10 protein-coding genes and 2 tRNA genes are annotated in these 13,450 nt (G+C 70.4%); 10 read left to right on the forward strand and 2 right to left on the reverse strand.

What is annotated here, in order from left to right; translation table 11 throughout:
- Positions 1-22: 22 nt before the first annotated feature.
- Positions 23-160, reverse strand: coding sequence for a 50S ribosomal protein L34 (gene rpmH, locus ACP7CD_RS11190; RefSeq protein WP_019181680.1), 138 nt, complete (start codon positions 158-160; stop codon positions 23-25).
- 669 nt (positions 161-829) lie between these two features.
- On the opposite strand from rpmH, the gene dnaA reads away from it, so the two are divergent.
- From dnaA to ACP7CD_RS11240, 10 genes are all read left to right on the forward strand, one after another.
- On the forward strand, positions 830-2,413 hold the full coding sequence (gene dnaA / locus ACP7CD_RS11195) for a chromosomal replication initiator protein DnaA (RefSeq protein ID WP_051063853.1): 1,584 nt from the start codon (positions 830-832) through the stop codon (positions 2,411-2,413).
- A 630-nt stretch (positions 2,414-3,043) separates the two neighbouring features.
- Entirely contained in the window at positions 3,044-4,168 is a 1,125-nt protein-coding gene (gene dnaN / locus ACP7CD_RS11200; protein ID WP_035924354.1) for a DNA polymerase III subunit beta, read from the forward strand.
- 36 nt (positions 4,169-4,204) lie between these two features.
- Positions 4,205-5,425, forward strand: a complete 1,221-nt coding sequence (gene recF / locus ACP7CD_RS11205; RefSeq protein ID WP_426120216.1) for a DNA replication/repair protein RecF — start codon at positions 4,205-4,207, stop codon at positions 5,423-5,425.
- Positions 5,422-6,087 (forward strand): DUF721 domain-containing protein, encoded by a 666-nt coding sequence (locus ACP7CD_RS11210; protein WP_426120217.1) that lies wholly within the window; start codon positions 5,422-5,424, stop codon positions 6,085-6,087. The genes recF and ACP7CD_RS11210 overlap by 4 nt, the downstream gene beginning before the upstream one ends.
- Positions 6,088-6,438: 351 nt before the next feature.
- The gene (gyrB, locus tag ACP7CD_RS11215) at positions 6,439-8,526 is read left to right on the forward strand and encodes a DNA topoisomerase (ATP-hydrolyzing) subunit B (RefSeq protein WP_017835076.1); all 2,088 of its coding nucleotides are present in this window, start codon (positions 6,439-6,441) and stop codon (positions 8,524-8,526) included.
- Positions 8,527-8,616: 90 nt separating this feature from the next.
- Positions 8,617-11,322, forward strand: coding sequence for a DNA gyrase subunit A (gyrA, locus tag ACP7CD_RS11220; RefSeq protein WP_017835077.1), 2,706 nt, complete (start codon positions 8,617-8,619; stop codon positions 11,320-11,322).
- Positions 11,319-11,933 carry a DUF3566 domain-containing protein gene (locus ACP7CD_RS11225; RefSeq protein WP_136341121.1) on the forward strand — a complete coding sequence of 205 codons (615 nt, stop codon included), beginning with the start codon at positions 11,319-11,321 and terminating at the stop codon, positions 11,931-11,933. The genes gyrA and ACP7CD_RS11225 overlap by 4 nt, the downstream gene beginning before the upstream one ends.
- A 97-nt stretch (positions 11,934-12,030) precedes the next feature.
- Positions 12,031-12,104: transfer RNA gene (locus tag ACP7CD_RS11230), tRNA-Ile, on the forward strand.
- Positions 12,105-12,137: 33 nt separating this feature from the next.
- Positions 12,138-12,260 carry a hypothetical protein gene (locus tag ACP7CD_RS11235; RefSeq protein ID WP_255219369.1) on the forward strand — a complete coding sequence of 41 codons (123 nt, stop codon included), beginning with the start codon at positions 12,138-12,140 and terminating at the stop codon, positions 12,258-12,260.
- Positions 12,261-12,273: 13 nt separating this feature from the next.
- Positions 12,274-12,349, forward strand: a tRNA-Ala gene (locus tag ACP7CD_RS11240).
- 143 nt (positions 12,350-12,492) lie between these two features.
- On the opposite strand, the gene ACP7CD_RS11245 is transcribed toward ACP7CD_RS11240, so the two are convergent.
- Positions 12,493-13,365: a hypothetical protein gene (locus tag ACP7CD_RS11245; RefSeq protein WP_126349597.1), complete on the reverse strand. Its 873-nt coding sequence runs from the start codon at positions 13,363-13,365 to the stop codon at positions 12,493-12,495.
- Positions 13,366-13,450: the final 85 nt, after the last annotated feature.

Genomic DNA, 13,450 nt, shown 5'->3' on the forward strand with positions numbered 1-13,450 from the left:
GCCGGCGCCGACACGGACCGGCTCAGGCGGAGAGCTCGGTGCGGCCCTTGCTGCGGCGGGCGGCGAGGATGGCGCGGCCGGCGCGGGTGCGCATCCGGGCACGGAAGCCGTGCTTCTTGGCGCGACGGCGGTTATTCGGCTGAAAAGTCCGCTTGCTCACTGGTTACTCCAAAGGCGTCAGGGTGTGCGCCCGTCCTCGGGCTCACCGCACCGGGTTCGGCGCGGAGGAGAGGGACGGTCACAGCGGTGCTGGTGGATGCGTCCGAGCATGCGGATGGGCATGACAGTGGACACAAAAGACTACTTCACCCTAGACAACGGGCAGGGGGTGGTCAAATCAGCGACGGGTGGCCGAGGGCCCCGGTGCCGCCGGCGCAGGAGCGGGGCGGCCGGGGCGGAACCGGATCGAACGGTGGTCGAGTGCTGGACCGGGCACCGGGAGACCCGGTGCCGCTGTGCAGTTCACATCCTACCCACAGCTGTGCACGGATCTTCATCACATCCTGTGGAAAACCTGCCCGGCCGGAGCCGCGGAACCACGCGGATCGGGGGTCGAACTACACGTCTGTAGTTCCCGGAGCCCCCGGAAAACGGCTATGAACACGTTCGGCGCATGTTCTAGGCTGGCACTCGCGGCTGGCCCCCGACAGCTTTTCCACCGTTGTGAACAACGCTGTGGACAAGATCCCCGGCGAGGGGCCGGGACGACTCGTCCACCGCCTCGTCATCCCGACGACAGCTCGATGACATCTCGACGACAGCAGGAGTACGCGTGGGCACGCAGGACAATCAGGCGCTCAGCGCGCAGTGGGCCGAATGCGTGCAGTACATGTACGAGGACCCGATGACCACGGGGCGCTACCGGGGGTTCATCTCCCTGGCCCAGCCCCAGGGCCTCATCGGCACCACGCTGCTCGTCGCGGTCCCGAACGAGCTCACCCGCGAGTTCTTCCAGAACCAGATGGCGTCCGTGCTCCGGTCCTCCGTGGGCCGGGCCTTCAGCCCCGAGACGCTCGTGGCGTTCGTGGTGGACGCCGACCTCGAGACCGCTCCCGCACCGGAGGCGGGCGCCTCGACGCCCACCGCGGCCCTGCCCCCGATCAGCGAGCTCGAGGCGGAGCGCAACCGCACCGACCTGCCCGCACGGGTCGACCACGCCGACACCGCCGACGCGGTGGAGGTCGACCGGCGGACGGCCGGCCTCGACCGGCAGCCCGCCGGGCTCATGGCGCCGCCCCCGGAGCCGGCACACCGCTCCGAGATGGGCGGGGCCGACCGGACCCTGCCGCCGCCGCGGGACCCGCAGGCCGCCCCGCCCCGCCGCCCCGTCCAGGACACCGGCACCGCTCCCGCCGTGGTGGGGGAGTGGGACAGCTCCGCGCGGCTGAACCCCAAGTACGTCTTCGACTCCTTCGTGATCGGCCAGTCCAACCGGTTCGCCCACGCCGCGGCCTTCGCGGTGGCCGAGACCCCGGCCAAGGCCTACAACCCCCTGTTCATCTACGGGGAGTCCGGGCTGGGCAAGACGCACCTGCTGCACGCGATCGGCCACTACGCCAAGCGTCTCTACCCCCAGGTGCGGGTGCGCTACGTGAACTCGGAGGAGTTCACCAACGACTTCATCAACTCCATCCGCGACGACGAGGGCTCCTCCTTCAAGGAGATCTACCGCAACGTGGACATGCTGCTGATCGACGACATCCAGTTCCTGGCGGGCAAGGAGCACACGCAGGAGGAGTTCTTCCACACCTTCAACGCGCTGCACAACCACGAGAAGCAGATCGTGATCACCTCCGACATGCCGCCCAAGCAGCTCACCGGCTTCGCCGAGCGGATGCGGTCCCGCTTCGAGTGGGGCCTGATCACCGACGTGCAGCCGCCGGAGCTGGAGACGCGCATCGCGATCCTGCGCAAGAAGGCCACGAGCGAGGGCATGGACGCCCCCGACGACGTGCTGGAGTACATCGCCTCCCACATCTCCACCAACATCCGCGAGCTCGAGGGCGCCCTGATCCGGGTCACCGCGTTCGCCTCCCTGAACAAGCAGTCGGTGGACCTGCCCCTGGCCGAGCTGGTGCTCAAGGACCTCATCACCGACGACGGCGCGCAGGAGATCACCGCGGCCTCGATCCTGGCCCAGACCGCGGTGTACTTCGACATCAGCCTCGAGGAGCTCAAGAGCAAGTCCCGCACGCGCACCCTGGTCACCGCCCGGCAGATCGCGATGTACCTGCTGCGCGAGCTCACCGACATGTCCCTGCCGAAGATCGGCCAGGAGCTCGGCGGCCGCGACCACACCACGGTGATGCACGCCGACCGCAAGATCCGCACGCTGATGGCCGAGCGCCGGCAGATCTTCAACCAGGTCACGGAGCTCACCAACCGGATCAAGCAGCAGCAGCGCGAGGGCTGAGCCCGGCCCCACCCCTCCTCGAAGGCCCCGGCGGAGCACCGCCGGGGCCTTTTCGTGTAGTTCGTCCACAGGCTCCGCCCGCGGGATCCCGGGCCCGGGGGCACCCTCCTGCACAGGATGTCGGCGCTTGTGGAGCGCCTGTGCACAGGACAGAACCCACACCTGTGGATAAAATTGTGGAATTCTCCGTCCGACCGGTGGAGAACCTCGGTACAACTCGGTGGAGGGCTGTGGAACCCGCGGAACCACGCGGATCACGTCCACCGGCAGCACGCGTTCCGGTGGACCCCGAACCACAGGAACTCAACAGGCCGCCACCGCCCGGGTGCTGGCCGAGGGGCAGTTATCCACAGATTCCACAGCGGTTATTAACACTCCCATCCTTAAAGAGACATCTGGCCAAACAACAAGAATCCTGGAACGCCGACCCCGTCCGGGACCTCCCGGGCCCGGGATCACCCGGACGCCGCCACGGAGCGGCCGAATGGCCGTCCTGTGAAACGGACCGATACGATGCAGAGGGCGAAGACCCTGTTCGCACCGCTGCACCCCGCGGCGCGGCCCGCACCGGACCCTGTCCGGGACCGTGGCTCCGCCGTCCTTGCTCAGACTGAAAGGCAGCAACCTCTCGTGAAGTTCTCCGTCGAACGCGATGTTCTCGCCGAGGCCGTCACCTGGACCGCTCGGTCCCTCTCTCCTCGGCCCCCGGTCCCCGTGCTGTCCGGTCTGCTCATCCGTGCGGAGGGCGGTCAGCTGTCCATCGCGAGCTTCGACTACGAGATCTCCGCGCGGCTGTCGATCAGCGCCGACGTCCAGGAGGAGGGCACCACCCTCGTCTCCGGCCGTCTGCTCGCGGACATCTGCCGCTCCCTGCCCTCCGCCCCGGTCGAGGTGCACGCCGACGAGGGGAAGGTCACCCTGACCTGCCGCTCCTCGCGCTTCAACCTCGCGGCCATGCCGGTCGGCGACTACCCGGAGCTGCCCGCGCTGCCGGACGTCTCCGGCGTGGTGGCCGGCGACGAGTTCGCCCACGCCGTGGCGCAGGTGAACATCGCCGCGAGCAAGGACGACACCCTGCCCATCCTCACCGGCGTCCGCGTGGAGATCGAGGGCGAGAAGATGACGCTGCTCGCCACGGACCGCTACCGGCTCGCGATGCGCGAGCTCACCTGGCGGCCCAGCACCCAGGACATCTCCACGGCCGCGCTGATCAAGGCGCGCACCCTCAACGACATCGCCAAGACCCTCGGCCCGGCCGGTGACATCAACATCGCCCTGTCCGACTCCGCAGAGCTCGTCGGCTTCGAGTCCGGCGGCCGCCGCACCACGAGCCTGCTCATCGACGGCGAGTACCCCAAGATCCGGTCGCTGTTCCCGGAGCACACGCCGATCACCGCGGCGGTGCGGACCACCGAGCTCGTCGAGGCCGTCCGGCGCGTCTCGCTCGTGGCCGAGCGCAACACCCCCGTGCGCCTGGCCTTCACCCAGGGGCAGGTGGCCCTGGACGCCGGGACCGGCGAGGACGCCCAGGCCTCCGAGGTCCTCGACGCGCACCTCACCGGCGACGACATCACGGTGGCCTTCAACCCGACGTACCTCTCCGAGGGCCTGCACGCCTTCGCCTCCGACTACGTCCGGTTCTCCTTCACCGCCCCGCCCAAGCCGGCCGTGCTCTCCGCCCAGGCCGAGCCCGAGGGCGAGGACAAGGACGACTACAAGTACCTGCTGATGCCGGTGCGGCTCCCCAGCCAGTGACCGGCCGGCCCGGAACCGGAAGCTGCTGATCCCGGCGTGTTCGTCGACCACCTCTCCCTGCTCGACTACCGGACGTATGCCCATCTGGACATACGTCTCGCTCCCGGGACCACCGTGTTCCTCGGGCCGAACGGCGTGGGCAAGACGAACATCGTCGAGGCCCTCGACTACACGGCGGGCCTGTCCTCGCACCGGGTGTCCTCCGACGGCCCGCTGATCCGCTTCGGCGCCGACCGCGCGATCGTCCGCGTCCGGGTGCGGCGGGGCGGGCAGCAGACCGTCCTGGAGCTCGAGCTCAACGACGGCCGCGCCAACCGGGTGCGCATCAACCGGGCCTCCCCGGTGCGGGCCCGGGACGCACTCGGCATCGTGCGGACCGTCCTGTTCTCGCCGGAGGACCTGGCGCTGGTGAAGGGGGACCCCTCCCACCGGCGGCGCTTCCTCGACGACCTCGCGAAGTCCATGCGCCCCGTCCTCGCGGGCACCCTGGCCGACTACGAGAAGGTGCTCCGGCAGCGCAACGCGCTGCTGAAGTCGGCCCGCCGGAGCGGCCGGTTCACGGACACCCACCGGTCGACCCTGGGGGCGTGGAACGACCAGTTCGCCCGCGCCGGGGCCGGCATCCTGCACGCGCGCCTGCAGCTCATCGACGCCCTGGCGCCCCAGGTGGCGACCGCCTACGGCCAGCTCACGGACGGGACCAAGGAGACGACCCTGCGCTACGTGTCCTCGGTGCTGCCCGAGAGCGCGGCCGGGGACGCCGAGCGGCTGCGCGGGTTCACGCCCGCGGACCTGCACCAGCTGATCCTCGACGCGTGCGAGGCCTCGGAGCAGCGGGAGCTCGAGCGGGGACTGACCCTCGTGGGCCCGCACCGCGACGAGCTCGAGCTGCTGCTCGGGACGGCGCCGGCCCGGGGCTACGCCTCCCACGGCGAGACCTGGTCCTACGCCCTCGCGCTCCGCCTCGGCTCCTGGTACGTCCACCTGGCGGACGACCCCACGGAGGGCGCCGCGCCGATCCTCGTCCTGGACGACGTGTTCGCGGAGCTCGACGCCCGCCGCCGCAGCCGTCTCGCCGCGATCGTGGCCTCCGCCGAGCAGGTGCTCGTGACCGCCGCGGTCGAGGAGGACCTCCCGGCCGAGCTCGTGGCCGGTCCGCACGATGTGGTGCGGGTGGGTCCCGGCACCGCCGTCCGGGACGACGAGCAGGCGCCCGCCGGGACCGGTCCGGAGCCGGAGGAGGCGTCGTCGTCGTGACCGGGCCGCGGCGCGAGGACGACCCGCTCCCCGCCGGGGAGCCCCAGGAGCCCCCTGTCCCCGAGGCGAACGTCGTGCGGATCGAGGACGAGATCGACGCACCGGCGGCGCTGCTCACCCGGATGCGCCACGCGGCGGAGGCGCGCGGGGACGGGCGGCTCTACGGCGCGGCCGCCCGGCGCAACCTCAAGGGCTTCGGCGCCGCCATGGAGGCGGCCACCGCGTCGGCCGCCGAGCGCCTGGGCCGCCGCGGCAACGACGTCGACCCGCGGGCGCTCGGCGGGTACTCCGGGGCGGGCCGCTCCGCCCGCGACCCCCGGGGGGTCGGCACGGTGCTGGACGGGCTCGTGTCCGGGCGCGGCTGGAAGGCGCCGGTCGCCGTGGGCTCGGTGCTGGCCCGCTGGGACGACCTCGTGGGCCCGGGCATCGCCGGGCACTGCCGGCCGGAGAGCTTCGACGAGACCGTGGTGCGGGTCCGGTGCGACTCCACCGCCTACGCCGCGAACCTGCGCCTCATGGTCCCGCAGCTGCTGCGCATGTTCGACGAGCACCTGGGGGAGGGCATCGTCACCCGGATCGAGATCCTCGGTCCCACGGCCCCGAGCTGGAAGCGCGGCCGCCGCTCCGTGCGGGGCCGGGGGCCCCGCGACACCTACGGCTGAGGCCGGTGGTCCGGACCGCTGAGCGGCCTCGTGGCGCGCTGCGGCCCCCCGGTGGCGTCCTGGGGGTGGCGGAGCGGAGGAAAAGTGGTCCTGAGGCCCTTTCCCGGCCGCTCAGAGGGACCTGTGAGCACCCCGAGCCCACGGTTTTCCGATAGAATCGGTTCCAGACAGCAATCGACGGACCGGGCCCCCACGGCCGATCGCGACCACATCGCCCGCGGCGCGGGCACCCGGAGTCGTCGACCCGTTCCGACCCCGCACGAGCCGATGAGCCGCCCGAACGTCTCATCGGCGTTCTCTTGTGCCGTCCGGAGCGGGACCGGTGTGCCCAACAGGAGGAGCCAGGAACCCGTGGCAACAGAGGATCCGCAGAAGCGCGAGTACGGTGCCGGTGACATCACCGTCCTGGAAGGTCTCGAGGCCGTCCGGAAGCGACCCGGCATGTACATCGGCTCGACCGGCCCGCGGGGGCTGCACCACCTCGTGTACGAGGTGGTCGACAACTCGGTCGACGAGGCCCTGGCGGGCTACTGCGACCACATCGAGATCACCCTGCAGGCCGACGGCGGCGTCAAGGTCGTGGACAACGGCCGCGGCATCCCCGTGGACATCCACCCGACCGAGGGCCGGCCCACGGTCGAGGTCGTCATGACGATCCTGCACGCGGGCGGCAAGTTCGGCGGCGGCGGCTACGCCGTCTCGGGCGGGCTGCACGGCGTTGGCATCTCCGTGGTCAACGCGCTGTCCCGGCGCGTCGAGACCGAGGTGCGGCGCCAGGGCCACGTCTGGCGGATGGTCTTCGCCGACGGCGGCATGCCCCAGGGCGAGCTGGTCCGGGGGGAGGAGACCTCGGAGACCGGCACCACCCAGGTCTTCTACCCGGACCCCGACATCTTCGAGACCGTCGACTTCGACTTCGAGACGCTGCGGGCCCGCTTCCAGCAGATGGCGTTCCTCAACAAGGGCCTGCGGATCACCCTCACGGACGAGCGGGCGCCGGAGGAGTCCGGCGAGGAGATCGCCGGCTCCGCCTCGGACCGCACCGCCGTCCACGCGGACGCCGAGCCGGTCGAGGGCCGCGACGGCGGCACCGACGTCGCCCGGCTCAACCACGAGGACGAGGACGGCGCCGGCCACCGCCGGGTCGTCTACAAGTACGACCACGGCCTGCTGGACTACGTGACGTTCCTGAACACGTCCAAGAAGGCCGACCTCGTCCACGACGACGTCATCGCGCTCGAGTCCGAGGACACGGAGCGCAAGATGTCCCTCGAGCTCGCCATGCAGTGGACCACGGCCTACACCGAGTCCGTGCACACGTACGCGAACACGATCAACACCCACGAGGGCGGCACCCACGAGGAGGGCTTCCGCTCGGCGATGACGTCCCTCGTGAACCGCTACGCCCGGGAGAACAAGCTGCTCCGGGACAAGGACGAGAACCTCACCGGCGACGACGTCCGCGAGGGCCTCACGGCCGTCATCTCGATCAAGCTCGCCGAGCCCCAGTTCGAGGGCCAGACCAAGACGAAGCTCGGCAACTCCGAGGCGAAGACCTTCGTCCAGCGCGAGGTGAACAACCGGTTCGGCGACTGGCTCGAGCGCAACCCGGCCGCGGCACGGGAGATCATCCGCAAGGCGATCAACGCCTCGCAGGCGCGGCTCGCGGCCCGCAAGGCGCGCGAGACCACCCGGCGCAAGGGCCTGCTCGAGTCGGGCGGGATGCCCGGCAAGCTCAAGGACTGCTCCTCCAAGGACCCCTCCCTGTCCGAGATCTACATCGTGGAGGGTGACTCCGCGGGCGGCTCGGCGGTGCAGGGCCGGGACCCCGCGCACCAGGCGATCCTGCCGCTGCGCGGCAAGATCCTCAACGTGGAGCGCGCGCGGCTGGACCGGGCGCTGTCCAACACCGAGGTGCAGTCGATGATCACCGCGTTCGGCGCGGGCATCGGCGACGACTTCGACATCGAGAAGGCGCGGTACCACAAGATCGTGCTGATGGCCGACGCCGACGTGGACGGCCAGCACATCACCACGCTGCTGCTGACGCTGCTGTTCCGGTTCATGCGCCCGCTGATCGAGCACGGCTTCGTCTACCTGGCCCAGCCGCCGCTGTACCGGATCAAGTGGTCCAACGCCCCGCACGACTACGTCTACACGGACGCCGAGCGGGACGAGGCGCTGGCGCGCGGGCTCGCCAACAACCAGCGCATCCCCAAGGACAACGGCATCCAGCGCTACAAGGGCCTCGGCGAGATGGACTACACCGAGCTGTGGGACACCACGATGGACCCCGACCACCGCACCCTGCTGCAGGTGACCATGGAGGACGCGGCCGCCGCCGACCAGATCTTCTCCGTGCTCATGGGCGAGGACGTCGAGTCCCGCCGCGAGTTCATCCAGCAGAACGCCAAGGACATCCGGTTCCTCGACATCTGATCCGCGACATATGTCCCGCTCGGCATGCAATGACCGGGGGCGGGACCTGCGCAGGACCACGAGGACGAGCAGACAGAACGGAAAGACCGCATGAGTGACGAGACCCAGGACGGACCGACCCCGGAGGACGCCGGCCTCGCCGGCGACCTCGAGCACACCCCCGTGCTGACCGACCGCGTGGAGCAGGTGGACCTGCAGACCGAGATGCAGCGGTCCTACCTCGACTACGCGATGGCCGTCATCGTGGGCCGCGCCCTGCCGGACGTCCGGGACGGGCTCAAGCCGGTGCACCGGCGCGTGCTGTACGCGATGTACGACGGCGGCTACCGCCCCGACCGCTCCTTCAACAAGTGCGCCCGCGTGGTGGGCGAGGTCATGGGCCAGTACCACCCGCACGGCGACTCCGCGATCTACGACGCCCTCGTGCGGCTGATCCAGGGCTGGGTGATGCGCTATCCGCTCGCCCTGGGGCAGGGCAACTTCGGCTCCCCGGGCAACGACGGCGCGGCCGCCCCGCGGTACACCGAGACCAAGATGGCGCCCATCGCCATGGAGATGGTCCGGGACATCCACGAGGAGACCGTCGACTTCCAGGACAACTACGACGGCAAGAACCAGGAGCCGTCGGTGCTGCCGTCCCGGTTCCCCAACCTGCTGGTCAACGGCTCGTCCGGCATCGCCGTGGGCATGGCCACCAACATCCCGCCGCACAACCTGCGCGAGGTCGCGGACGGCGTGCAGTGGTACCTCCAGCACCCGGACGTCTCCAACGAGACGCTGCTCGAGGAGCTGCTGCAGCGGATCAAGGGCCCGGACTTCCCGACCGGCGCGCAGATCCTCGGGCACAAGGGCATCGAGGACGCCTACCGCACCGGCCGCGGCTCGATCTCCATGCGCGCCGTGGTCAGCGTCGAGGAGATCCACAACCGCACCTGCCTGGTGGTCACCGAGCTGCCCTACCAGGCGAACCCGGACAACCTCGCGATGAAGATCGCGGACCTCGTCAAGGACGGCCGCATCACCGGCATCGCCGACATCCGGGACGAGACCTCCGGGCGCACCGGGCAGCGGCTGGTGATCGTGCTCAAGCGCGACGCGGTGGCCAAGGTGGTGCTCAACAACCTCTACAAGCACACGCAGCTGCAGGACAACTTCTCCGCCAACATGCTCGCGCTCGTGGACGGGGTGCCCCGCACACTGAGCCTCGACGCGTTCATCCGGCACTGGGTCACCCACCAGATGGACGTCATCGTCCGCCGCACCGAGTACCGCCTGCGGCAGGCCGAGGCGGAGGCCCACATCCTGCGGGGTCTGCTCAAGGCGCTCGACGCCCTCGACGAGGTCATCGCGCTCATCCGCCGCTCCCCGACGGCCGACGACGCCCGCAGCGGGCTCATGGAGCTGCTGCAGATCGACGAGGACCAGGCGCAGGCCATCCTCAACATGCAGCTGCGCCGGCTCGCGGCCCTCGAGCGGCAGAAGATCCAGGACCGGCACGCGGAGCTCGAGCGGCTCATCGCCGAGTACACCGAGATCATCGCCTCGGAGGAGCGCCAGCGCGGCATCATCTCCTCGGAGCTCGACGAGATCGTGGGCCGCTACGGCGACGACCGCCGCTCCGAGATCATGTACGGCTACGACGGCGACATGTCGATGGAGGACCTGATCCCCGAGGAGGAGATGGTCGTGACCATCACCCGCGGCGGATACGTCAAGCGCACGCGCTCCGACCAGTACCGCTCCCAGCGGCGCGGCGGCAAGGGCGTGAAGGGCGCGCAGCTGCGCGGGGACGACGTCGTGGAGCACTTCTTCGTCACCACCACCCACAACTGGATCCTGTTCTTCACGAACCTGGGCCGGGTCTACCGCACCAAGGCGTACGAGCTGCTGGAGGCGGGCCGGGACTCCAAGGGCCAGCACGTGGCGAACCTGATGGCCTTCCAGCCGGGGGAGCGGATCGCCCAGGTCATGGAGCTGCGCTCGTACAGCGACGCCCCGTACCTGGTGCTCGCCACCCGCAGGGGCCTGATCAAGAAGTCCCGGCTGATGGACTACGACACCAACCGCACGGCCGGGGTGATCGCGATCAACCTGCGCGACGACGACGAGCTCGTCTCGGCCCAGCTGGCGTCCGCGCAGGACGACCTGCTCCTGGTCTCCCGCAACGGGATGTCCCTGCGCTTCACCGCGAGCGACGAGGTGCTGCGGCCCATGGGGCGGGCGACCTCCGGGGTCACCGGCATGAAGTTCCGGGACGGCGACGAGCTGCTCTCCGCCAACGTGGTCACCGACGACGCCTACGTCTTCGTGGTCACCGAGGGCGGCTACGCCAAGCGCACCAAGGTGGAGGAGTACCGGGTGCAGGGCCGCGGCGGCATCGGCATCAAGGTGGCCAAGCTCGCGGAGCAGCGCGGCCGGCTGGTCGGCGGGATCATCGTGGGCGAGGAGGACGAGGTCCTCGTGGTCATGGAGTCCGGCAAGGTCGTGCGCACCGGCGCCTCCGAGGTCCCGGCCAAGGGCCGCGACACGATGGGCGTGATCTTCGCGAAGCCCGCCCAGGGCGACACGATCACCGGGGTGGCCCGCAACGCCGACCGGGAGATCGCCGAGGAGGTCGACGCCGAGGCCGTGGCCGAGGTCGACGTCCAGCTCGACGAGACGATGGAGACGGCCGACGTCCTGGACACGGGCGAGGCAGACGGAGAGGCCGACGAGCTCGGTCCGGTCCCCGGTTCCGGGGACACGACGGACGATGAAGTAGCGTTGGACCCGAACAACAACGGAGGTAACGCATGAGCTCGAGTTCCGGCTCCAACACCGCCGGCCGGTCCGGACGCTCCCCGCTGGCGTCCGCACCCCGCCCCGGGAACGGGTCGCCGTCCGGGACGGCGAGGCCCTCGACGAGCGCCCGGACCGCGCCGAAGCCGGCGAAGTCGGGCTCGGGTCCCGCGAAGCCGAGCGCCACCCGGTCCGGCTCCGGCCCGGCGAAGAGCGCCCGGCCCGCGAGCTCGACGAAGGGCCTGGTCCGCCCGGCCCCGCGGCCGCGGGTGCGCCGGGCGCGGCTCGTGGTCTCGAAGGTGGACACCTGGTCGGTGCTCAAGCTCGCGTTCCTGCTGTCGGTCGCGCTGGGGATCATCACCGTGGTCGCCGCGGTCGTGCTGTGGATCGTCCTGGACCTCACGGGCCTGTTCGACGGGATCAACGAGCTGCTCGGGATGCTGGGCGGCGCGGGCGGGGCCCTGAACATCAAGGACTTCCTGTCCTTGGGGCAGATCGCGATCTTCGCGACCATCGTGTCCGTGGTCAACGTCATCCTGCTGACCGCCCTGTCGGTGCTCGCCGCCCTGCTGTACAACATCGCGGCGGCCCTCGTGGGCGGGATCGGGCTCACCCTCACGGACGACTGATCCGGCGCGGTTCCGGGGAGTCCGGCCCGGCCGGGGCGATTTGGCACGGGTCGGCAACTCCGGTATCGTTTCTTCTCGGTCCGCAAGGGCCGTGAGAGGGCGTATAGCTCAGACGGTTAGAGCGCTTCGCTGATAACGAAGAGGTCCCAGGTTCAATTCCTGGTACGCCCACGGTTTCCCTTTTCCGCAGCTCAGGAGGCAGGCGTGAACAGGAAGATGGCTGCGGCTCTCGCCCTGGTCGGCGCGTCGGTCGCGGTGCTCACCAAGCTGCGGGAGGCCGACGCCGACAGGAATGCCTGGGCGGACGCCACCGACGAGGTGGAGTAGCCCGGTACACCGCGGGGACGTGGCGCAATTGGTAGCGCATCTGCTTTGCAAGCAGAGGGTTAGGGGTTCGAGTCCCCTCGTCTCCACCACATCGGATCCCGATCGAGCAGACGCTCGGTCGGGATCTTCTCGTTCCCGGCCGCATCCCCGGGCGCATCACCGCGCGCCGCCGCAACGGCAGAGGCCCCCGCTCCCTGCCGGGAGCGGGGGCCTCTGCCCGAACGGGCGGGGGTCAGGCCTCGTTCTCGTCCTTCTTGCCCTGGATCTGCTCCTTGACCTCGTGGATCGTGGTCTTGGCGTCCTCGCCGACGGTCTTGGCGCTGTCCTTGACCTCGGCGGCGGCCTCCGAGACACCACCGGACTGACCGGCCGGGGTGGTCGCGTCCTTGACGTCGTCGACCTGCACACCGGTGCCGGCGGCCACGGTGGACTGCTGGGCCACCGGGGAGGCGGTCACGCGCGGGGACGTGGCCGCCGGGGTCTTCCAGGGGTCCTCGACCGGGCGCGAGGCCTTCCAGGCGGCCACGCCGGCCGCACCGCCGGCCACGAGCAGGCCCAGCAGCAGGAGACCCTTGTGGGACTTCTCGGCCTTCTTCTGCTGCCTGGCGTAGTCCTTGGCGACCTTCGAGGCGGCCTTCTTCGCGTTGGCCACGGCCTTCTTGTCACCGGTCAGCTTCGCGACGATCGCCTCGAGCTGCTCGGGGGTGTCCGCGTCGGCGAACTTGCCCGCGAGCAGGGCGGCGGCACCGGCGTACTTCGCCTGCATCGCGGCGCGGCTCTCGGAGGCCCGGTCCGCGGCCTTCGCGGCCACGGGGCCGGCGGTCTTCGCGGCCTTGGCCGCGACCGGGGCGGTCACCGCGGCGGCCTTCAGCTTGGCGGAGCCGGAGAGGTCGTGGGCGCGGCCCAGACCCTCCTGGACCTTGGGGCCGGCGGTCGCGACGCCACCGGCGAGGGCCGCGGCGCCCGCCTCGACGCTGTGCTGGAGCCGGGGCGCGAGGTCGCCGATCTCCTTGGACGCCCACTTGCCGGCGTCCAGGACCTTGCTCTCCGCGGCCTTCTGCGCCGCGACGGCCTTCTTCTCGCTCTTGGTCTTCTTGAAGCTCATGAATCCATCCCTCCTCGGGTCGTGACAATCCACTGTCAGCATACGGGCAGAGCCGTCGGGGCAGGAGGGTGCGCCGCGCAATCCC

Origin of the sequence: Kocuria sp. LHG3120 (assembly GCF_049897445.1) — a bacterium.
GTDB classification, from domain to species: Bacteria; Actinomycetota; Actinomycetes; order Actinomycetales; family Micrococcaceae; genus Kocuria; species Kocuria rosea.